Raw genomic sequence first — 21395 nt, forward strand, 5'->3', positions numbered from 1 at the left:
CGCATCTGGCTATTGTAGCGTCCGCGAGAGCTTCAAGCTTTTGCCGCGCGGCGAGCCTTACGCGCACGGCGTTTTACCTCGTCCTCGCTGAACATCGTTCCCCGGCACTTCGTCGACTTACAGTGGCAATCCGCGTCGTCGTCATCGCTGTCGTGCAGGTTATATTCGTAGGTCAGCTCCTCACCGGGAGCGATATCGCGAGTGGCGAGGATCCATATTTCATCGTCGATATGCTCGGTTTCGCAGTTCGGGTCGCAGGAGTGATTAATGAACATGGCCGTACCGAAGCCGTCGATCACGTTGCCGTTGCCGGTGCTGAACAGGTAGGTGATGAAACGGTCTTTGTAGCGCTCGTCCGCCTCATCCTTTCCGAAGCGCGGGCCGTCGTATTGAATGACCCTGGTGCCTTTAAGGATGGGCCGCGTCGTGTAGCAGCCCGCTGCATGGATAGAGGAAGAACGAATCATCAGGCCTGGGATCATTGAGAACTCATTGTGAATGTGTGGATTTTTGAGGCAGGGAACATCCATTTGGAGCGGCAAAAGCCTCTTCTTCCCAAGCCAGTCATGCTGAATATAACAAACTCTCGCACTCAGGCGTCAAACTCCCGAGACACGTAGTCTAATTAACGATGATGAGGCGTCTTTCGATTCGCGTCCTCCCGCTCATCGCTGTCTTCGCGATGACGGCGCTCGTGCGCGCTCAGACACCCCCACCTGCTCCATGTCCGCAAAAGACGGATAAGGCTTCGAGCAATTCCGATGGGAAATCTCAGCAGGGCAGCGATCCCTGCGCTCCTTCCACTGGAAAAGAGGCGCCTGCCGCGCAGCGTTTTCCGTTCCCGGGCGAGTCGGAGCCATCAAAGGCTCAGCCGCAGCAGAACACGCCCGATGCTCCTGCTCCGGGTGGAAAACAGCCTTCGGCAGCCGACAAGTTCCCCTTCCCGACCTCGGCTCCGCCAATGCCCGGCTCCGAACCCGACAACTCAGGCAGCAGCTCCGGTTCGTCCGGCAGCAGCTCTTCCAGTTCTGACGATCCTGCAAGTACACCGGCTGCGGACAAGCCGCCGATGAACGATAACGGGGACAGTCCTAAACCTTCGGCCCGCCGCCGTCTTCCCAAGGTAGAGAAGCTCCAAAGCGATGAAGACCGAGCCGCGGAAGACCTGAAGATCTCCAAGTTTTACGAGGATGCAGGCAATCTCAATGCTGCCTATCTCCGTGCTAAAGATGCGGTCAAGTCTCTGCCCTCTGACCCCGAGACGCACTTCGCCCTGGCCCATGTCGCGCAGAAGCTTGAGAAGCGCGACGAGGCGATCGCGGAGTACAACGCCTACCTGCAGTTGAATCCCGACGGTCTCAGGATCAAGCAGGCACACAAAGCCCTCTCCGAGCTCCAGCACTAGTCCGCAGTTCGATTACTGCAGGTGGCTGAACAGGTTGTCCTGTTGCAGTGCGGTGATTACGCTCAGCAACGCCTGGTACTGGGTCTGGCTCGACTTCAGCTCCGTCGCTACAGCTACAGGATCGGAGCCGACCAGCGCGCCCTGCTGCACCTTCAACTGCGCCTCCTGGGTCTGTGCATAGGTGCTCGTGGACTGGATCGTGCTCAGGGAGTTGTTCAGAAGACTGCGCTCCGTTGACACCGTACCGAGGGCATCGGTCAACGCAGAGCTGTCCGCTGAAATGCTTGCCGTGGGAGCTCCACTTGTAAGGTCTGACACCAGCTGATTCAAAACCCCGAGAACTCCTGAGCTGCCCGAGCCGAAGATCGACGAGCCCGGCAGGCTGATCTGGATCTTCTGGCCTCCCGGAGTCTCAATCGTTTGCACGTTACTATCGCCCTGGTAGCTGGCTGTAGAAGGCGTTGTCGTCGTATCCAGGCTGAAAGGCGTTGTTGTCCCTTGACTTCCGGCGAAGAGAAAGCTTCCCTGGTAGCTGGTGTTTGCCAGCGCCAGCACATTGTCGCGAATCGACGTGACCTGTTCCGCGATGGACTTCAGATTGGCATCGTTGAGCGTGCCGTTTGCCGCGCCGACGGCGAGCGAAATCGCCGAGGTCACTTGCGAAACAACTTCGCCCAGAGTTGAATCCACCATCTGCAGGCGCGACGAGACGCCCGAGGCGGTCTGCACGTAGGTGTCGATGGCTGCGATTTTGCCATCCAGCCGAAGGCTTTGGGTTGCAGCGGCCGGGTCGTCGGAGAGAGATCCCACGCGCAGGCCACTTGAAAGCTCCGCTGCAAGATCGTTCGAGTTCTTCATGGCGCTGTTGATTGCCAGCACAACGTTGTTGAAGTAGGTAGGATCTGCCCTCATGGTCTTCGCTCCCTCTGTCTTTCGCTTACGAGACGGACGTGGTTACGCCCAGGTTGATCGCGCTGGCCATCAGCTCATCGGTGATGGAAAAGATTTTGGCGGCGGCTTCATAGGCTCGCTGGTACTGGGTAAGATTTGACGCCTCTTCATCAAGCGATACGCCCGAAAGAGCATTGCGCTGGCTAGTCAGTTGAGACAGCGCAGCCTGCTGCACCGTGCTGTCCGACGACGCAGCGGATGCGGCACTTCCGATCTGCCCCAGCATATTCGTCAAGAAATTCAGCGGGGTCTGGCCTCCGACCGTTGCTCCATTTGCCAACCCGGCCAGCAGCAGGGCATTGCTGCTTCCCGTAGAGCCCTCGCCGACTGCCGCTGCTGCGATCGACTGTGGATCCGTCGTTGCCATCCCAATCAGAGCAGCAGCACCACTCGCGCTGCCCGGAAGCTGAAAGATGGCCGCGCCCGGATTTCCGTTTCCATCCAGTCCCTGCGCGTTTATCTGGTTGACCTGGGTTCCTATGTCATAGGCCAGCTTGTCCAGCGAGCTCTGGTACTGGGGCAGCAGTTGATCTCTTGCTTCGAGGGCACCGCCAAGGGCGCCACCCGTCAGCCCCGCCGTTACGTCCTTCGGCGGAATTCCCGCTGTGATATGGGTCGCACCAGATACCTGGGAGGTGCCTATCGCGTAAGACTGGCCACCGCTTACCAGCAATGCTCCATTCGTGGTGGTCAGGGTAATCTGGTTGTTCTCGATGGTGATCTGATCGAGACCGATGTACTGCGAAAGCTGCGCGATGGCCTGCTGCCTCTGGTCTTCGAGTACACCGGCGTCCCCATTCGGGCTGGTGCTTGAGATCTTCTGATTCAGCGTCGCAATAGTCGAGAGCAGGCCGTTCACATTGTCGACGTATCCCGAAACCTGCTTATCCAGATCCGACGAGACCCCGGCCATCTGATTCGATGCGGAGTTGAAGGCGCCGACCAGGTTGCTTGCAGCCGAGATCACTTTCTGGCGTGCGGCAGAATCCGACGGATTCGCTGTGAGCGACGATAGCGCGTTGTAGAAACCGTTCAGAGCCGTGCCGAGCGCTGTCGAACTGGCTGAGGTGGAGCTTGAACTGAGCCCGAAGATGCTCTGGACCTGGTTGAGAGCATCCCCCAGCGACTGGCTCTGCGCCTGTACCTGGATCTGTTGCTGCACTCTCTTCTCAAGAATGCGGTCGCGCTGCGAGGCTGCCGCCCCCACGCTCGCGCCCTGGCCTACGGTGACGTTGCCGATTGTGACGCTATCATTTTCCTGCCAGGTCGCAACCTCCCGCGTGTATCCGGGAGTGTTCTGGTTGGCAACGTTGTTCGAGGTAATGTTGAGCGCTGCCTGATTTGCCATCAGAGCCTGCTGCGCCAACGCCAGTGCCGAATTCAAGGTTCCCATCTTTACCGTTCCTTTCCAGCACACAACTTTCGACACACACCAACGTTATCTGTCCAAAGACACGCTTCCCCTGGCCCGGTCTTGAGAACCGAGCGCATCCAACCGTTGGTGAGCCTCTATCTCAAGAGGATCGCCATTCGTTTTCCATGAACTTCAGGGGCGGGACTTTCCAGATCCAGATTGCGACAGCGCCTGCGTCAATCGAGCAGCGACTGAATCAACTTGTCAGCGACCTGGGAGGACGAAACCTTATACGTTCCATCTGCGATTGATTTTTGCAGGGCTTCCACTTTTGAGGTACGGACATCGGATCCGCTGAGGGCCTGCGCAATTTTTTCACTCGCAGGACTGAGCTTCGTTTCGTCCGTATTCGTACGTGTTGCCGGCTTCGACTCTACCGCCTTTGCGCGGTCGACTACCGGGCGAATCTCCGAAGTCGATGTTGGGGCAACTGAATTCGAACTATGGTTCCAGTCACCAATTCCATTTGGGTAGCTCATTCTTCCTCCAACTGTACGAGTTCATCGGCAGCTCCGCCATAAACTTTAGTACTCTGCGCGATCATTATGCGTGCATTGGATCAGCTGAGACGGATTCGGTTTGACCATTCGTCCAAGAAGGCGATGAGTTCCTGCGGTGGCTTGAGCCAGATCTTTGCTTCGGTCTGACGATATTCATCACGCACCAGAATGGAAAGGCCCCGCTCCGAAAGCTTGCGGAATGCGTCCTCATCGGTAAGGTCATCCCCGAGAAACGCGACCGGTATAGTCTCGTCCAGCTCCTTCAGGACCGTGGCAACTGCGTCTCCCTTATCGGGGTGAGTGATGCGTAATTCGAGACCGCCCTCGAAGTGAAGGAGCTTGAGACCGGGATGCTCAGCGAGAGAGGACCAGCGGGTAAGAGTTTGCGAGAGTACCTTGGCGATCTGTTCTTCTGGCATGCCTCGCCAATGAACCGCTACGCCTCCGGGTTTAACTTCGGTGATGCCGGCCATGCCACTAAGTGCTAACCACTCCCGGGCCTGTTCCAAAACGGCACTGAATTCAGGCATGATCGGAATTTGCCGTCGTGTACCATCGGCAAGTTGATGATCAAGGCCATGAGCTCCCCAGATTTCGATCCCGCGAAAAGGGCTCAGCAAGGCCTGGACTTCCTCGATGGGACGCCCTGTGATTACGATGATTCTCGTTTTACCGCTTCGCTGGATGTTCTCAAGCACGGGCAGAACGCCGGGATAGGGGTAAGCCTGATAGCGGTCGACCTGAAATGGCGCCAGCGTGCCGTCATAATCCAACATCAGGACAGATGCTGGAGCGTTGGCCAAGCCATTGAGAAAATCTGAAATAGCGGTGGTCCCTTGCAAATCTGACATTACAGTCTCCATGGAGAAGGGAATCAACGCTGAAGGCGGAGGTCGCAGAGCTCCCCGATAAGGCTGCCTGCCCACCAATAAATGTTGTGCTCTTTCACTGTTTTTCGCATTCTTCGCATTCTGTCAACGATTTCGCTGGTGTCCATATCCAGAATTCTTGCGATTGCTTCTCCCGTTGCCTGGATGTCATAGGGATTGATGATGATCGCGTCCCGCAACTCTCTGGCCGCTCCTGTGAACCGGCTCAGGATCAAGGCTCCGCGCTCATCATCGCGCGATGCGACGTATTCCTTGGCGACGAGGTTCATCCCGTCGTGAAGAGACGTAACCATGCATAGATGAGCCGCACGATAGTAGCGCCGCACCTCTTTATGAGAGTGCTGTCGATTCAGAAAGACGATAGGTCTCCACTTGCCGCGCTTGAAGCGATCATTGATGCGATTGGCTTCGAATTCCACTTCTCTTTGGAATTCGGCATATCGGGGAATGGTGCTACGCGTTGGAGCGCCAATCTGGATAAAGGTGAATCTGCCCTGGTAACGAGGGTGGCGTTCAAGAAAGGACTCGACAGCCTGGAAGCGCTCGATGATTCCCTTGGTGTAGTCGACCCGGTCTACGCCTACACCGAGGAAGGTTGCTTCGATTCCCAGTTCGGAGATGATGGCGCTACGTTCCTCCTCGGCATTCCGTTCTGAAGGGAGAGAGGTTTCTTCGGTGAGTTCAACGCTGATGGGGAATGGAAGAACAGAGGACCAGTGATCGTTGCGTTTCACTGAAAAGTGCTCCCAATCCACTCGGGCTTCGAGGACCCGATCTACCGTGCTGAGGAAATTGTTGCAATGCGCCTGCACGTGAAATCCGATGAGATCGGCACCGAGCAGACCATCCAATAATTCTCGCTGCCACGGACAGATGCTGAAGGCTTCCGGATTCGGCCAGGGAATATGCCAGAAGATAGCGACTCTGGCATGAGGCATTCTGTCCTTGATCATTCGGGGCAGCAGAGCAAAATGGTAATCCTGGATCAAGACGACAGGATTCTGTTCGCCCGCCATCTCTTCAACCAGAGCGTCGGCGAACCGCTCGTTGACGGTGTTGTAGTACTCCCAGTCCGAGGCTCTGAATGTAGGACGGGTGTGCGCCATATGGCAGAGCGGCCATAAGCCTTCGTTGGCAAAACCGTAGTAGTAGCCCTCTTCTTCCGCAGCGCTAAGCCAGACTCGGCGAAGGGTATATTTGGGATCGTCGGGCGGAACCTGCAATCGGTTGTTGCTATCTACTGTTTCTGCATCCGCGGAGCCGCTGCCCTGCGCCACCCATGTGCCATTGCAGGCACAGAGGATTGGCTCGATGGCTGTGACCAAACCACTGGCTGGAACGGTGACCGTGATTGCGTTGCCTTGCCAGTTATGAATGTAGGGTTCCCGGTTCGAGACCACGAACAGGTTGCTTCCATCCAGCTTATTTCGAACATGCTCCGCTAATCTTTGCGCCGTCCACAGGGATTCATTGGTATTCCGCAGCCGAGCTTCTACTTCCGCCGCTGTGCGAGCTCGCCGCATACTCTCTGCCAAGGGCGCCATCTCGCGCGCCAGAGGCAGTAGAAAATCGAGGTCCTTGGATGGCGGTTGGACAGCCTGCCTTCCGGTACGGAGTGTCTTCATCCACTGCGCTGCACGCGCGACCGGGCCGACAAGACTCCAGCGCACGATAAGCAGCGTAATTGCCACAATTACGAGGACTTGACCGGCTATACGAATAAAGATCCGGCCCCAGACGCGAAAGATCTCGGTGCGAATGTAGCCAGTCTCATAAACGATGACAATTCCACCGATGATTTTCTTATCGGCGGCATGAAGCGGTGCCGCCAGCAGATACACTCGCCTGAAATGCAACCGCGTGAAACCGGTCTCCGGGCGATCATGGGCAAGCGCACTCGTGAGAGCCTCAGGCGCTCCGGGGAGCAAAGATCCTAACTCACGCGTCATGACCAGTCTGGAGCTGTCGCGATCATAGATTCCTATACCCAGGAGATGATCGCGATTGCTGAACCTTCGAACCAGCTGCTCGAGTCGAACAGTATCTCCGTTTGCCAGATAGAGTTCGGCACTGCTTGCAAGACTTTCTCCGAACGTCTCGGCCTTGTACTGCAGATCGCGGCGCAGAGCTTCCTTATCATCCTGAACGTCAGACCAGGATGATACGAGAGATACCAGGGTAACCCCCAGAATCAGCGCTATGATCAGTCGCAAACTTAGAATCCGCATAGGCCCAATAATGCATACTCCCACGGGAGCAGCGTAAGGTTAGTTTAAAGGTTGATCCCCATTGATGTCTTCTACTTGCCGATACTTCCTAAAGGCTTTGTGAATGAAGATCACGTTGGTGAAGTTCGAATTTTATCGATCCGAATGGCCCAAATCGCGTTCTGGGGCAATGCGATCGCGAATCAGCTGTTTGAGTTCCTTCATCTCCGGGAATCGTTCCTGCTTCGCACGCGACCACACGATGTCTTCTCCGATCCGTACTTCAAAGATGCCACCGGTGCCTGGCTGAAGACAGACCTGTCCGATTTCGTCCTGAAATGTGGTCAGCAACTCCTGTGCAGTCCAGCCGGCCCGGAGAAGCCAGCGGCATTGTGTGCAATATTCAATCTCAATCCTAGGAAGACTTTTATTCATCTTCCTAAGTCTATCTCGCCGTTATCAGCGCGTGACGATGCCAAGTTACGAAAGTCGAGGTCTGGCGTGGCACAGATGAGCAGCCGTGCCCGTTCGGATAAGCGAATACTTCGACAGCAAACGAAAGGTTGAATTTGTGCATCTAAGGGCGTTGTGATGGGGTAAATGTACCGCCATCACTTCCTTGCAGAGAGCTTCTTCTGTGCATCCAGAAATCGGCGTACACGGTCAAGCGATCGGGCTTTTCCGAAGACAAGCATGCTTTCAAGTAAAGGTGGCGACATCGTGCTGCCGGTAATGATCGCTCGAAGCAGCATGAAGTTCTCTTTGACGGACCAGAGCTTCTCCTCTCCCAGCTTCTTCAACGCAGGTTCCAAAGCTTCGTGGTTCCAGTCGGTAGCTTCAAGCGTTGCAAGTTGATCCTGCGCAAACAGAAGTGTCTCTTCGAGGGTGCGCTTCTTCGGAAGAAAGATCTCTTGAGATGGCATGACGTTATCGGAGAAGAAAAAGCTGGTCAGATCTCCGAACTGGCTCAGGGTTTCAATGCGAGTCTGCATTAGGGAGGAGATCTGACGCAGATAGTCATCGCCAAAGACGCGGTTGCGGACTGCAGCGAAGAACTCTTCGGGTGACAGCTTGCGAAGATACTCACCGTTAAGCCACTTAAGTTTTGTGAGATCAAAAACGGGCCCGCCGAGCCGGATGTTGGTAAAGACAAAATGCTCCACCATCTCAGCCAAGGTGAACTGTTCCGTGCCGTTATTAATATCGCCGGGCATGCCTCCGCCCATAAGACCAAGAAAATTAGTGATGGCCTCGGGCAGATAACCGCTGTCGCGGTAGTAAATGAGTGAAACGGGATTTTTCCGCTTGGATATTTTCGACTTGTCCAGATTGCGCAGTAGCGGCATGTGCCAAAAGCGAGGAAGCTGCCAGCCGAAGGCGCGATAGAGCAGGACATGTTTCGGCGTAGAAGAGATCCACTCTTCTGCGCGGATGACATCGGTGATCTCCATGAGGTGATCGTCGACGACGTTGGCAAGATGATAGGTTGGGTAGCCGTCGGATTTGAGAAGAACCTGATCGTCGACGTTGTTGTGATCGAAGGTGATCGCGCCGCGAAGTTCGTCCCGAAAGGTCGTGGAGGAGGAGAGATCCGAACCATGGGGGGGAACAGCAAGCCGTATGGTGTATGGTCTCGCGGTCGCAAGGTTCTGCTCGACCTGCTCCGTGGAGAGATGACGGCAGGTTCCGGGATATCGAGGCGGAAGTTTGGCCGCAATCTGCTGCTTACGTACGGCTTCCAGTTCGTCAGGACTGCAGAAACAGCGATACGCGGTGCCGTTTTTGAGGAGGACTTCGGCATGTGTGCGGTAGATCTCCGTTCGCTCCGATTGGCGGTAGGGGCCGAAAGGTCCGCCGACGTCCGGTCCTTCATCCCAGGCAAGCCCAAGCCAGCGGAGAGAATCAAAGATCATCTGCTCGGAGGTGGAAACAAAGCGCGCGCGATCGGTGTCCTCGATGCGGAGGATAAATTTACCCGACCGCTGGCGCGCATAGATGTAGTTGAGCAGGCCAATATAGGCGGTGCCAACGTGAGGGTCCCCGGTAGGTGAAGGAGCAATGCGGACGCGGATAGAGGCTTCTGTACGGATACTGGTCATGATAGCGGTCAAGTATTAATGCTAGCAGAGCCAGAGGCGGCACATAAGCAGGGGGAAGAGTAGGACCTAAGGGCGCTCTCCATACACCGAAATCGTTAAGACGGAGCCCTGAAACTGGTAGGACCGTATAAGGCGAAATGTCGACGCCTTTTTATGGATGTCGTAGTGGGTTCCGCTTACGACGGTCGGGACGGAAAGCAAGCATTCGGCATTGAGAGCAGGTATCTTCGACTTCCATGCCCCGGCAAGAATATTGGCGATTTCGCCAAGCCCATCAAGGACGGTGTCGTCGACGGTAGGAACTTCCGTGCCTATCATGCAAGTTGTAATCTGCTTTGCTCCAGATTCATTGACGACAACAGTGAAGGCCCCGCTGAGTGCTCCTGCCAGTCCGATGACAGCAGTGAGTGTGACGGGAACATTCGTAGGCGCGATCGGAGTCTCAGAGACATTGACAGGCACTCCCATCATGAGGCCAAGAACCTCCTCAACGGTTTGGTCGAGGGTAACTGTATCTGTAGCCAGAGCGACGAGGCTGTCGGAAGTAGCGGCGTCAACGGTGGACTGAGCCATATTAGGTAGGGTTCTCCTTCGGCGAATAAAAGCCTTATCGGCATAACCGCGTTAAAGATGAGCCCCGCCTTATGCTTTCTTAGGAAACGCGTTGCCTAACTCGGCCAATTGATCGAGGAATGGCTGAGGGATCGTTCCGTCCAGCTTGACAGGCACGTCCCATGTGACGGATCCACCAAAATCTCTGATTTTCTTCGTATAGGTGATGACTTGATCTGTAGTAAAGCGCGGTGCTCCCGAACCCCACTTTTCACCGAGAAAGCTGAGCATGTGAACCTGAGCGCCGTCAACGCGGCCATCCACAGAGCGGCGAACGGTGGCTAATTCAGGTTTGTCGATTTCTCCAGCGGTGTAATCATCGCATGGACTCATAGAGACAATGCGATAAGTCACGCCGGGATTGAATGCGAGGCTGGAATCCGGATTACCAGCACGAGCGGCAGCAGCCAAACTTGCAAAGTTAGGCGAATCCGATGAGCGGTACATTGAATTGGGAAAGTAGCAGCCGTCGAACCACCAGCCTGCCACTTTCTTTGCCCAGCGCCGTGACCATTCCGTAATGACCTGTTCCCACTTGAGTTGGAAATTTTTGTTTGGGTATGGGCCGTTCAACCATTCGAGCGCTGCTACTGCCGTCTTATCCTGCCCTGGAGCTCCTGATGGGAGATAAACCATCAGTTTGATATCTCGTTTTCGTAAGGGTTCGTAGAAGTCCGCGACGAGATCTCGATGGGAACATTTGCCAGGTTGAATACCCGTGATTTTGTCATATACAGAGTTTGGAGAAAGGTAATAACCGGAGTTTTGCCCGATGCTGAGCTGATAATGGCCAGCCCCGACTGATTCCAGGTGCTTGGCCATTCCTTCGACATCGAAATCGTCTACAAGCTTGTTCCAGAGATCCACCGTCATAACAAGGTTGTTTGTACGCGCTTGCCAATCGGCAAGGTAATGGGTCATGACGCCCCAGCAATAACGAGGGTCCTGCATCCAGGCAGCGCGGCTCGAGACAGGGTTAGACTGCGCCGATGATGGTGTGGACGCCACACCTTTCACTGGAAGAACTGCGCGAAGTGGAAGGGCATCTGCGGCTATTGCGGAGACGGTGCCGAGTAGCAAATTGCGACGTGATAGTTTCGTAGAGCTCATGAGTGTTTCTCCTAGCGCTGCAAATCTCCCGGCCTTTCTGGTACCCCTGGTTGGTCCAGGAACTGAGCGGTTGTGGCAGGGCCAAGATTCTTCCAATCCTGCAAAACCCACACCAGCTTTTTATCAGGACTTACTTCCAGGGCCTGGATGATGTTCGGACGGTCTTCCCGTTTGCTTCCGCCAGTTGAGCTAAAGATGACTGTATTTCCGTTCGCAAGACGCTCGGAGGTCTGGATGTTGTGCAGGATGACATCAGCAGGGAGATCGGATTGCTTGAACTCCCACACGGTTTCGCCCTTCGGGTTTACTTCACGGACCAGCTTGTCGCGTTCGTCCGTGATCAGCGTGTTTCCGTTGTGCAAGCGGGCAGCTGCCCACGGCGTCGGAATCTCATAGGTCCAGATTGGGTTGAGATGTTTGTCGTACTCCACCACCTTATTCAGCTTCAGGAAAGGTACAAGATACGTCCCCTTGGCTGTCATTCGAATGCGGCGGAATTGTGGGTGTACCGTCTTCTGATCAGTAAGACTCTCAGCAGGGAGCACATGCTCAACCTCAACCTTACTTGTCTTCTTATCGACGATCATGAGTCGCGGCGGAAGTCCGTTCTGTACTAACAGAACTTTGTTGAGCCCGATGGGCTGGCAACTGTGGATCTCAGTACCCGCCGGTGCGTCGTAGTGCCAGACGATCTCTTTTTGCGGTGTTACCTCCTCAACCGCGAACTGGCGTGTGAAGAGAATATGCCCATTGGTAAGCAACCAGACGTCATCGATTTCGCCGCGGGTTCCGGTGAAGTAGTTCCAGATAACCTTGCCGTCATTTACGAGGAAGATGTTGTTGTAGCCTTCGCCCGCATAAAGCATGGGATGCTGTGAGATGCCATGGCCGGGGCGCTGAACTACGCTGATGGGATCGGGCCAGTTGCGATCGATCGGGTGTTCGTTCGGGCCAAGGCGAGGGACGTTGGCAGCTGTAAAACTCTGGAGGACTGTAGTCAGCGGCAGATGGCTCGCGGCTAAGGCAAAGGTTGTAAGAATGAAGGTAGATAACGCAATATGCCAACGCATTGATCCTTCCTCTCGAAAAGCAATAGCCACAATAAGCGGTAGAAACTTTCGTTTGCAAATTGTATACGCATACATTTATGGTGTTTGCTCACCTGTGAATTTTATTTTTTACGGATTGAAATCGAATAGGGACCCGAAACCCGGAGGTCGAGTTTGAAAGACAGTTGGCCTGGACCCGAATCCACAGACACTCAGTTAACAAGGAGAGAATGGCTCGGACGAGTAACCATGCCTGCAATAGCAGGTGCGGTTATCGGGTCTCTTGGAGGACGAAGTGCCATAGCGCAGACATCGCGGTCTAACGGTTCGAATAATGACCTTGGCGCACGCGTCTATAACATTCGCGATTACGGAGCAAAGGGGGATGGTAAAACGCTCGATACCGGTGCTCTACAAGCGGCCATTGACGCCTGCACGCTGGATGGAGGGGGGACTGTTCTGGTTCCGGCAGGTATCTTCCTGATTGGCACCGTTGAGTTGAAGAGCAATGTTACCGTGCACATCGTGGCTTCCGGAAAATTGCTGGGGAGTGGCGATGGCAAACAATACCATGCCGTGGAAGCGATTCCTCTGACGGGTGACCACACGATTGAAGATGGGAATTGGGCACTCCTCTTCGCCGTGAATGCAAAAAATATAACTTTAGAAGGCCCCGGGACGATCGATGGTCAGGGGGCACAATTTCATTCCGCGGTTCGCGGCACGCCTCCTCCCAGCGGCCTGGGAGGGAACCGTCGTCCGTATCACCTGCTTGCGTATCGATGCGAAGGTCTCGTGGTCCGTGATATCGATCTGCTCGACTGCGCATATCACAGTGTTCGTATTATCCAGAGCAAACGCGTTCACCTGGATGGCATTTACATCCACAATCGAGTTAACGGAAATAATGACGGATTTCACTTCATCAGCGCCGAACACGTTACGCTGAGCAACTGCATCGTGAAGTCACAGGACGATGCGTGTGCCATGTTCGGGTCGTGTAAGTACATCACCATTACCAACTCTTCATTTAGCACGCGCTGGTCCGTATTCCGCTTTGGCGGGGGGCACGCGGAAAACATTACGGTCTCCAATTGTTTGTTCTATGAGGTATACGGGTGTCCCATCAAGCTTCATGCTTTTCCCGGGGATTGTTTTGAACACATTTCGTTCTCTAACCTGGTAATGCGGAACGTGACGGGTCCTATCAACATTAGTATTGGCCCAAGCGCACCACGCAATCAGCTCAACAAGCCGGCTTCCCAACCACCTGCAGCGCATCCTGGCGAGACAACTCCTGCGATCGTGCGCAATATCTCGTTCAGTAACATACACGGCACCGTGACGACCGATCCTCCGCAGCTTTCAGAGGCATCCGTCACCAGTGGCTACAACCCTGGAGAACGCCACTCCTGCATCACGCTCAACAGCGTTGGCGGATCGACGCTGGAGAATGTCTCTTTCGACAATATTCATCTAACATTCGGCGGCGGTGGTACAGCCGAAGACGCTGCCAGGCGTGAGCTTCCGCCATTTGCCGGCGAGTACTTCATGCTCGGCCCGATGCCGGCTTATGGTTTGTATGCGAGAGGAGTGCATGGCCTCACGATGCAGAATATCCGGTTCCAGGTCAGCTCTCCGGATCAGCGTCCCGCGGTCATCTTCGATGGCGTAACCGATGCATCCATACAAAGTTTGAGCGCAGACAGCAATTCTTCCAGTGAATCCATGCTTCGTTTCACCAACAGCAGGGAAGTCCTGATCACGGCACCGCGCGTCCTTACCTCTACCGGAACCTTCCTTCAAATCGAAGGTACAGAAAACGAGAGGATCGTCGTGGATGGCGGTGACATCTCAAAGGCCACAACTGCACTTGCTTTTAAAGATGGCGCAACCAAAACGGCAGTCAGGCTGCGGCGGTAAGCTTCGGATCCATAATGAATGATGAGGAAGCCGGGAGTACGATCGGGTAGTTTGGCAAAGCGCAGGTGGAGTCTGTGGTGAGTTTAAAGTGACTGACAAAAATGCGCGTTTGCCGGAATCATCAACGGCATTGAGATTGACAGCCATACTGTGATCCTTCAGTGGTAAGCTCCGGACAAAGGTTCTCAGAGGAGGCTGCATGGCTTCAATCACCGGCTTTGGCGGTGCATTTGTCCGAGCGAATGATCCAGAAGGTTTGTATAAATGGTACGAGCGGCATCTCGGTCTAACGAGGTCCGAGGGGTCTTTCGCGTTTCCTGCCTCGACGCAACGCGCTCAGGTCGTCTTCGCCTTCTTCGGACAAGAGGATGCGTATTTTCCTTCGGCACAGAAAGCGATGATCAACCTCCAAGTGGATGACCTCGATGGAGTGCTGGACCGTTTGACAGACGAAGGTGTCACGGTCGATCCCAAACGTGAAAGTTACGATTTTGGAAAGTTTGGCTGGTTCATCGACCCAGAGGGAAACCGTGTGGAGCTTTGGCAGCCTGCCGCAACGGATTGATGCCGATCCGATCCGGTTCAAGCCGCGCGGGAGGGTCGCTACAACATCCCGAGTAGCTTTCCTGTTCTCTCAATATCCACTGCTTTTTGATAAGTCGTTCCCTCAGACCCGGAAACCCGAGGGTGCAGAATGGTCGTTTGCTCTATATGTTGGTTAGACGTAGTCTAATTATGGCGATGCGCATTTTCCGGCAATTCGGTGTGCTGGTCCTGCTTCTGGTGTCATGCTTGGCCCCGGCGATGGCTTGTCTAGCTCCCGATGCGCAGATGAACACCGAAGAGCGCGCCTGCTGCCGGGCGATGAAGAGCCAATGCGGGGAGATGGAGATGCCGGCGTCGTATGGCTGCTGCCAAAAGACTCCGCCGAGCGTCCACGATAACGCGCTGGACACGAAGGCCGTGACGTTCCACCCGACTGTGGCTCCTATGATCTGGTTGGCTGCTTTCGAGCTGGTGAATCCAACCTCTGCTGTCGCCGGGTTGGTTGAAAGCCCCAACTACTCGCCTCCGAAGTCCCCGCCTTCCACCGTTTCCATCCTAAGAATCTAGGCAGCTCCTCTCTAGCGCTCTACTTTCGCCGAGTGCGCACGCTTGTCTGCGTGTGTTTCGGCGAATGCCTTGAACTGCACTTGAGATTGGAGTTTCCGTATGAGCATGGTCTCTTTGACCGCCACGCTCGTGCTGGCCACGGCGTTTTCTGCTCTGGGGCAGACGCCGGTCGTAAGCACGTCTACGCCCCTGTCCCAGCTTTTGGCTGAGGCCGGAGCAAATAACCCACAAATTTCCGCAGCCAATTACGGCGTGCGGGCTGCGAGGCAGATGGCGCCGCAGGTGACGACGTTGCCTGACCCGAAGTTCACCTACCAGCAGTTGAGTGTGGGCAGTCCGAAGCCGTTTGCGGGCTATACCAACAGTGATTTTGCCTATGTTGGTGTCGGTGCATCGCAGGAGTTGCCCTTTCCCGGGAAGTTGCGCGCGCGCGGTGAAGTCGCCGAACGCGACGCCGATACGAAGCAAGCTGAGGTCGAAGTGACGAAGACCGGCATTGCCGATGCGGTGAAAGCGGACTATCTCCAACTGGCCTATCTGCAACAGACACTCGGCATCCTCCGGCAAAACGAAGCCGTTCTTGACCAACTCATCCAGAATGCCACCGCCCATTATCAGGTTGGTCAGGGGATGCAACAGGATGTCTTGCAGGCACAGGTCAACCGAACCAAGATCGTCAAAGAGATCACCATGCACCATCAGGAGATGGGGCAGATACAGGCCCATCTCAAGGGTCTGCTCAGTCGGGACCAAGGATCGCCGGACATCATTACGGAAGACCTGACCGCTACTCCTCTCCAACGAACCTCCGATGAACTTCTTGCGATGGTCCGGCAAAACAACCCCCAGATCCAAGTGGACGCAAGTTCCATTCAGAAACAGGAAGCGCAGTTGGTGTCCGCAAAGCGCGAGGGAAAGCCGGACTTCGAGGTTGGCTATCTCTACCAGAACACCGACCGGAAGTATCGGGACTACTACATATTCACCTTGGATGTGCGCTTTCCTCGTAAGACGCGGGTGAATGCGGAGATTGCAGCGGCCACGGAGAAGCGCTCCGAATCTCAACAGACCCTCGAGGCACATCTGCAGCAGCAACTCGCAGAGGTGCAGGAGGGGTATGTCAAAGCAACAAGCGACGAAGAGTTATTGAAGGAATATCGGGAAGGTCTCATCCCGCAATCCGATGCGGCGTACCGGGCAACATTGAGCGCCTATGCCTCGAATCGTGAGCAGTTCATTCATGTCCTCTCGTACTTCACCGATCTTCTGAGTCTGAAGCTCGAATACGCGCAGACCCTCGTGGATCACGAAGCTGCTTTGGCCCATCTCGAATCTCTGACAGGAGCGACACTGCGATGAACAAATATGTCTTGAGAACCTCTCTCGTCTGGATCATTGTCCTGGCAGTTATCGCGGGGATATGGGGCTTCCGCTCTCATTCAATCAAGTTGCCGATGTCGCAGAAGCCGCCGATGTCCGGGGAGATGCAGCCCGTTGCCTCCGGTCCGCCTGCCACTGCGGATGAGCCAAAGCCATCCATGTCAGATATGCCAGAGATGAAGATGGATGCTCCGCTGGTTCCGGTGCACCTCACACCCGAGCGGATGCAGAGCATCGGCGTGCAGACTGGCACGGTCGAATACAAGCAACTAAACGATGACATCCGTGCGACCGGCACGGTAGACATCAACGAGCGTCTGATCTCCTATGTGCAGGTGCGCTTTCCTGGGTACATCCGCAAAGTGTTTGCCAACGCCACCTATCAGTACGTGCATAAGGGAGAACCACTCTTCACTATTTACAGCCCTGACCTTGTGGCAACGCAGCAGGAGTATCTACTGGCGCGGCAGAATCAGAAGACCATGAGCGCCAGCAGCGTTGATGGTGTTGCCGACGGCGCAGCGACTCTTTCGACCGCGGCGGAACAACGACTGCAGCAGTGGGACATCCCCGAGAGTGAAATCGCGAAGCTGAAGGACACCGGAAAGCCAGTTACGGACCTGACCATCAACTCACCTGTTGAGGGCTACATCACCGAACGAAATGCTCTACCGAATATGTACGCCGAACCCTCGACCAAACTTTACACCGTAGCCGATATGTCGCGCGTCTGGGTCTACGCCCAGGTATTCCAGGACGCCATAGGCCGCGTAAGACGCGGCGATACAGCGCAGATCACTGTCGATTCGTACCCAGGCCGCACGTTCTCCGGTCAGATCGAGGAGATCCTGCCGCAGGTGGATATGGCGACGCGCACGGTCCGTGTGCGGCTGGCAATGGCAAATCCGGGACTCAAACTGAAGCCTGGCATGTTCGTGAACGTCGATCTGAAGACCAGCCTGGGGAGACAACTGATCGTTCCTGCGTCGGCTGTCTTTCAATCCGGCACACGGCAACTGGTGTTCCTCAATCATGGCAACGGCAGCCTTGAGCCAAAAGAAATCGCAATTGGTCCTCGTGTCGGCGATGATTTCATCGTTCTAAAAGGACTGAAAGCACACGAATCCATCGTGACATCAGGCAGCTTCCTCATCGACTCGGAAAGTCAGTTACAGGCTGCGGCAAGTTCTTTCGTGCCACCACCACCGGGTAGCGGGGGAAACGCTCAAACGGCGACTGCACCCTCTGCAGCCCAGGCGAACATCGACTTCACCACCGATCCAAATCCACCGCAAGAAGGCAGCAATGTCTTTCGCGTGAAACTCACGAATGCGGGCGGAACTCCCCTTGATGGAGCTGACGTTACGGTCACGTTCTATATGGCTGCGATGCCTGCGATGGGAATGGCCGCAATGAATACAAATACCAAGCTCATCGACAAAGGCAACGGCGTGTATGAAGGAAACGGCTCGTTAGGCTCGGGCGGCGCATATCAGGTCACCATCTCCGCTCAGAAAAACGGCCAGGTGATCGCAACCAAGCAGTTGCGCGTGAACGCGACAGGAGGGATGTAATGCTCTCCAGAATTATTGACGTTTGCGCCCGCAATCGCTTTATCGTCTTCACCGGAGTGTTGCTGCTCACACTTGCCGGTATCTGGTCATTGCAGCATGTGCCGCTGGACGCACTACCGGACATTTCGGACGTGCAAGTGATCGTTCATGCGGGTTGGGCAGGCGAGCCACCTGATGTCATCGAAGACCAGGTGACCTATCCCATCGTCACGAGTTTGCTGGCTGCCCCGCATGTCAAAGCCGTTCGCGCGCAGACCATGCTGGGCGACTCTTACGTCTATGTGGTTTTTGAGGACGGCACGGATCTCTACTGGGCGCGCTCGCGAGTCATCGAATACCTGCAACAAATAAGCGGACGCTTGCCGGAGAACGTGCATCCTTCGATCGGTCCTGATGCGACGGGTGCAGGCTGGGTCTATGAATATGCCATCGTCGATAAGAGCGGCAAACACAGTCTTGCCGACCTGCGCAGTTTGCAGGACTGGCATCTCCGCTATGCGCTGGAGACTGTGCCCGGAGTTGCCGAGGTAGCCAGCATCGGTGGCTTCGTCAAGCAATATCAGGTACAACTCGACCCCAACAAGCTACTTGCTTATGGCATTCCACTTTCTACCGTCATCGACAAAGTAAAGATGAGCACGAATGAAGTCGGCGGTCGTGTTCTTAACCTGAGCGGCGCGGATTACATGATCCGTGGTCTCGGCTATCTGCACTCACTGGACGATCTCGCTACGGTCGCCGTCGGCAGTAAAAATGGGATCCCTGTGCTGGTGCGTGATTTGGGAACGGTGAGCTTTGGTCCGGATATACGCGAGGGGGTCGCGGAGTGGCACGGAGACGGAGAGACGGTCGGCGGAATCATTGTTATGCGCCAAGGCATGAACGCATTGAACGTCATCAACGGGGTGAAGCAGAAGCTGCGTGAGCTAGCGCCCTCACTGCCGCCCGGCGTCCAGATCATGACAGGCTACGATCGATCCGACTTGATCGATGCGTCGATCAAAACGCTACAGCGTGATTTGACCGAAGAAGCTATTATCGTCAGCCTCGTCATCATCATCTTCCTGTTTCATTTCCGTTCTGCGCTCATTGCCATCGTCGCGCTGCCTATCGCGGTGTTGATCTCTTTTATCCCAATGTACTGGCTGGGAGTGAGCTCGAACATCATGTCCCTTGGCGGCATCGCCTTGGCGGTTGGTGTCCTTGTCGATGCTTCCATTGTGATGGTCGAAAATGGATATCGCCATCTGTCGGAACGGCAGCAAAACGATCCCAACCCAGTATCGGAACCGGAGCGACAGACAATTCTGATCAACTCGGCTAAGCAGGTTGGTCCGGCACTCTTCTTTTCACTGATTATCATCGTCGTTTCTTTTATGCCCGTCTTTCTGCTCGAAGCGCAGGAAGGACGCATGTTCCGTCCGCTGGCATGGACCAAGAGCCTGGCGGTCGGCTCCTCCTCCATCCTTGCCATCACCCTCGTGCCGGTCCTGATGGTGATGCTGATTCGCGGTCGGCTCAAGCCGGAGAATGCGAATCCGATCTCACGGGTCACGCAGGCGATTTACCTGCCCATCCTGAAGGTCTGCCTGCGACACCGCTGGCTCACCATCGTGGTCAACCTGATCTTCTTGCTAGTCACGTTTCCACTAGCGACACGTTTGGGCAGCCAGTTCATGCCTGCTCTGTTTGAAGGCTCCACTCTCTACATGCCGACCGCACTTCCAGGCATCTCCATCGAACAAGCGAAGGTTCTCCTGCAGCAACAGGATCGCATCCTTCGCAGTTTCCCGGAAGTTGCCAGCGTATTCGGTACTGTCGGTCGTTCGGACAGCGCAACCGACAATGCGCCGCTAGATATGTATGACACCACGCTCATGCTCAAACCCCGAGAGCAATGGCCCGATGGGATGAGTTACGAAAAACTCATTCAGCAGATGGATGAGAAGCTCCAGTTTCCTGGGCTCTCGAATACCTGGACCAGCCCGGTCGAAAACCGTGTGGATATGGAGCTGACCGGTATCAAGACCCCGCTGGGCATGAAGGTGCAGGGGCCGAATGTGGACGACATTCAACAATTGGCCTCGCAGCTTCAGACTGTTCTCTCTGGACTACCGCAAGTGCGGTCTGTCTTTGCTGAGAAGGTTGCGCAGGGCTTCTACGTCAATGTCGAAGTCAAACGAGAAGAGGCAGCGCGCTACGGCCTCACGATCGCAGATGTTCAGACAGCGGTCTCATCCGGCATCGGCGGACAGAATATCGCGGAGAACATCGAGGGCCGAGAGCGCTATCCCATCAATGTCCGCTACCAGAGAGATTTCCGCGACAATGTTGAGACGATGCGTGGGGTGCTGATCGGCACTCCTTCGGGAGCGCAGATTCCGCTCGGTCAGGTAGCGAAAATCTCCTTCACGCGTGGGCCAGCCATGATCCGGGATGAAGATGGCGCATTGACCGGATACATCTACATCGATCTCAAAAACTCTGACTACGGTGGCTTCGTTACAAAGGCAAACAAACTGATTCACGACAAACTTACCTTGCCTGCAAACTACACTTTCCAATGGTCGGGTGAATATGAACTCGAACTACGCGCCAGGCAACGGCTACAACTAATTCTTCCGGTTGTCTTCTTCGTGATCTTCCTGTTGCTTTACTTGGTCTTTCACTCCGTTGCCGAAGCGCTTGTTCTCATCTTCCCAACCATCTACGCCATGAGTGGAGGGTTGCTCCTGCAATGGGTCCTTCATTACAACTTCAGCGTCGCTGTGGCGGTGGGTTACATCGCGCTGTTCGGCATCGCCGTAGAAACAGGCGTTGTCATGGTTGTTTACCTCCAGGAAGCGCTCGAGCATAAGCTGCGATCCGGCAAGATAGTGACGAATGCCGATGTAGAGGAAGCGGCCATTGAAGGAGCTGTTCATCGTTTACGGCCAAAGCTCATGACAGTCTGCGCCGTTCTCGCTAGCCTGGTTCCAATCCTCTGGGAATCCGGCATAGGCTCAGATGTGATGAAGCCCATTGCCGCGCCTATCGTTGGCGGCATGATTACTTCCGCCATCCACGTACTGATCCTTGTACCTGTCTTCTTCGTCATGATGAAAGAACGGGCATTGCGTCAGGGAAACCTACACGCGCGGAATCACGGTTCCGACATTGACAGTTAGG

General features: G+C 55.1%; 18 protein-coding genes. 8 read left to right on the forward strand and 10 right to left on the reverse strand.

The genetic code is table 11. The features are described from left to right. Nucleotides 1-32: 32 nt before the first annotated feature. A complete protein-coding gene (locus AC5S26_RS23660; RefSeq protein WP_494187415.1) occupies nt 33-482 on the reverse strand; it encodes an SET domain-containing protein in 450 nt (149 codons plus the stop codon). A gap of 149 nt (nt 483-631) precedes the next feature. On the opposite strand from AC5S26_RS23660, the gene AC5S26_RS23665 reads away from it, so the two are divergent. Further along, nucleotides 632-1405 (forward strand): tetratricopeptide repeat protein, encoded by a 774-nt coding sequence (locus AC5S26_RS23665; RefSeq protein WP_494187416.1) that lies wholly within the window; start codon nt 632-634, stop codon nt 1403-1405. A gap of 12 nt (nt 1406-1417) precedes the next feature. Here AC5S26_RS23665 and flgL read toward each other — a convergent pair whose 3' ends face one another. The 5 genes from flgL to AC5S26_RS23690 form a co-directional block, all read right to left on the reverse strand. Continuing rightward, nucleotides 1418-2317 carry a flagellar hook-associated protein FlgL gene (gene flgL / locus AC5S26_RS23670; RefSeq protein ID WP_494187417.1) on the reverse strand — a complete coding sequence of 300 codons (900 nt, stop codon included), beginning with the start codon at nt 2315-2317 and terminating at the stop codon, nt 1418-1420. 25 nt (nt 2318-2342) lie between these two features. Then, nucleotides 2343-3749, reverse strand: coding sequence for a flagellar hook-associated protein FlgK (flgK, locus tag AC5S26_RS23675; RefSeq protein ID WP_494187418.1), 1407 nt, complete (start codon nt 3747-3749; stop codon nt 2343-2345). A gap of 197 nt (nt 3750-3946) precedes the next feature. Then, complete coding sequence (gene flgM / locus AC5S26_RS23680; RefSeq protein WP_494187419.1) at nt 3947-4249, reverse strand: flagellar biosynthesis anti-sigma factor FlgM; 303 nt, start codon at nt 4247-4249, stop codon at nt 3947-3949. An 80-nt stretch (nt 4250-4329) separates the two neighbouring features. Beyond that, a complete protein-coding gene (gene otsB / locus AC5S26_RS23685) occupies nt 4330-5121 on the reverse strand; it encodes a trehalose-phosphatase (RefSeq protein ID WP_494187420.1) in 792 nt (263 codons plus the stop codon). A 23-nt stretch (nt 5122-5144) separates the two neighbouring features. Beyond that, a complete protein-coding gene (locus AC5S26_RS23690; RefSeq protein ID WP_494187421.1) occupies nt 5145-7373 on the reverse strand; it encodes an alpha,alpha-trehalose-phosphate synthase (UDP-forming) in 2229 nt (742 codons plus the stop codon). 66 nt (nt 7374-7439) lie between these two features. Here AC5S26_RS23690 and AC5S26_RS23695 point away from each other — a divergent pair, with 66 nt between their 5' ends. Continuing rightward, nucleotides 7440-7934 (forward strand): hypothetical protein, encoded by a 495-nt coding sequence (locus AC5S26_RS23695; RefSeq protein WP_494187422.1) that lies wholly within the window; start codon nt 7440-7442, stop codon nt 7932-7934. 44 nt (nt 7935-7978) lie between these two features. Here AC5S26_RS23695 and gltX read toward each other — a convergent pair whose 3' ends face one another. From gltX to AC5S26_RS23715, 4 genes are all read right to left on the reverse strand, one after another. After that, on the reverse strand, nt 7979-9466 hold the full coding sequence (gene gltX / locus AC5S26_RS23700) for a glutamate--tRNA ligase (RefSeq protein WP_494187423.1): 1488 nt from the start codon (nt 9464-9466) through the stop codon (nt 7979-7981). 66 nt (nt 9467-9532) lie between these two features. Next, complete coding sequence (locus AC5S26_RS23705; RefSeq protein WP_494187424.1) at nt 9533-10039, reverse strand: chemotaxis protein CheX; 507 nt, start codon at nt 10037-10039, stop codon at nt 9533-9535. Nucleotides 10040-10108: 69 nt separating this feature from the next. Continuing rightward, nucleotides 10109-11188, reverse strand: coding sequence for a hypothetical protein (locus AC5S26_RS23710; protein ID WP_494187425.1), 1080 nt, complete (start codon nt 11186-11188; stop codon nt 10109-10111). 11 nt (nt 11189-11199) lie between these two features. Continuing rightward, a complete protein-coding gene (locus AC5S26_RS23715) occupies nt 11200-12258 on the reverse strand; it encodes a hypothetical protein (RefSeq protein WP_494187426.1) in 1059 nt (352 codons plus the stop codon). Between the two features lie 228 nt (nt 12259-12486). On the opposite strand from AC5S26_RS23715, the gene AC5S26_RS23720 reads away from it, so the two are divergent. From AC5S26_RS23720 to AC5S26_RS23745, 6 genes are all read left to right on the forward strand, one after another. After that, nucleotides 12487-14160 carry a glycoside hydrolase family 28 protein gene (locus tag AC5S26_RS23720; RefSeq protein WP_494187427.1) on the forward strand — a complete coding sequence of 558 codons (1674 nt, stop codon included), beginning with the start codon at nt 12487-12489 and terminating at the stop codon, nt 14158-14160. Nucleotides 14161-14359: 199 nt separating this feature from the next. Next, nucleotides 14360-14725 carry a VOC family protein gene (locus AC5S26_RS23725; protein WP_494187428.1) on the forward strand — a complete coding sequence of 122 codons (366 nt, stop codon included), beginning with the start codon at nt 14360-14362 and terminating at the stop codon, nt 14723-14725. Between the two features lie 170 nt (nt 14726-14895). Next, nucleotides 14896-15273, forward strand: a complete 378-nt coding sequence (locus tag AC5S26_RS23730) for a hypothetical protein (protein ID WP_494187429.1) — start codon at nt 14896-14898, stop codon at nt 15271-15273. Nucleotides 15274-15372: 99 nt separating this feature from the next. After that, on the forward strand, nt 15373-16632 hold the full coding sequence (locus tag AC5S26_RS23735; protein WP_494187430.1) for a TolC family protein: 1260 nt from the start codon (nt 15373-15375) through the stop codon (nt 16630-16632). After that, a complete protein-coding gene (locus AC5S26_RS23740) occupies nt 16629-18227 on the forward strand; it encodes an efflux RND transporter periplasmic adaptor subunit (RefSeq protein WP_494187431.1) in 1599 nt (532 codons plus the stop codon). The genes AC5S26_RS23735 and AC5S26_RS23740 overlap by 4 nt, the downstream gene beginning before the upstream one ends. Then, a complete protein-coding gene (locus tag AC5S26_RS23745) occupies nt 18227-21394 on the forward strand; it encodes an efflux RND transporter permease subunit (protein WP_494187432.1) in 3168 nt (1055 codons plus the stop codon). The genes AC5S26_RS23740 and AC5S26_RS23745 overlap by 1 nt, the downstream gene beginning before the upstream one ends. Nucleotide 21395: the final 1 nt, after the last annotated feature.

The organism is Edaphobacter sp. FHG110511_03, assembly GCF_059115365.1.

Coding starts and splice junctions, on each gene's coding strand:
- AC5S26_RS23660 (WP_494187415.1), bottom strand. CDS start 482: ATGATCCCAGGCCTGATGATTCGTTCTTCCTCTATCCATGCAGCGGGC.
- AC5S26_RS23665 (WP_494187416.1), top strand. CDS start 632: ATGATGAGGCGTCTTTCGATTCGCGTCCTCCCGCTCATCGCTGTCTTC.
- flgL (WP_494187417.1), bottom strand. CDS start 2,317: ATGAGGGCAGATCCTACCTACTTCAACAACGTTGTGCTGGCAATCAAC.
- flgK (WP_494187418.1), bottom strand. CDS start 3,749: ATGGGAACCTTGAATTCGGCACTGGCGTTGGCGCAGCAGGCTCTGATG.
- flgM (WP_494187419.1), bottom strand. CDS start 4,249: ATGAGCTACCCAAATGGAATTGGTGACTGGAACCATAGTTCGAATTCA.
- otsB (WP_494187420.1), bottom strand. CDS start 5,121: ATGTCAGATTTGCAAGGGACCACCGCTATTTCAGATTTTCTCAATGGC.
- gltX (WP_494187423.1), bottom strand. CDS start 9,466: ATGACCAGTATCCGTACAGAAGCCTCTATCCGCGTCCGCATTGCTCCT.
- AC5S26_RS23705 (WP_494187424.1), bottom strand. CDS start 10,039: ATGGCTCAGTCCACCGTTGACGCCGCTACTTCCGACAGCCTCGTCGCT.
- AC5S26_RS23710 (WP_494187425.1), bottom strand. CDS start 11,188: ATGAGCTCTACGAAACTATCACGTCGCAATTTGCTACTCGGCACCGTC.
- AC5S26_RS23715 (WP_494187426.1), bottom strand. CDS start 12,258: ATGCGTTGGCATATTGCGTTATCTACCTTCATTCTTACAACCTTTGCC.
- AC5S26_RS23720 (WP_494187427.1), top strand. CDS start 12,487: ATGCCTGCAATAGCAGGTGCGGTTATCGGGTCTCTTGGAGGACGAAGT.
- AC5S26_RS23725 (WP_494187428.1), top strand. CDS start 14,360: ATGGCTTCAATCACCGGCTTTGGCGGTGCATTTGTCCGAGCGAATGAT.
- AC5S26_RS23730 (WP_494187429.1), top strand. CDS start 14,896: ATGGCGATGCGCATTTTCCGGCAATTCGGTGTGCTGGTCCTGCTTCTG.
- AC5S26_RS23735 (WP_494187430.1), top strand. CDS start 15,373: ATGAGCATGGTCTCTTTGACCGCCACGCTCGTGCTGGCCACGGCGTTT.
- AC5S26_RS23740 (WP_494187431.1), top strand. CDS start 16,629: ATGAACAAATATGTCTTGAGAACCTCTCTCGTCTGGATCATTGTCCTG.
- AC5S26_RS23745 (WP_494187432.1), top strand. CDS start 18,227: ATGCTCTCCAGAATTATTGACGTTTGCGCCCGCAATCGCTTTATCGTC.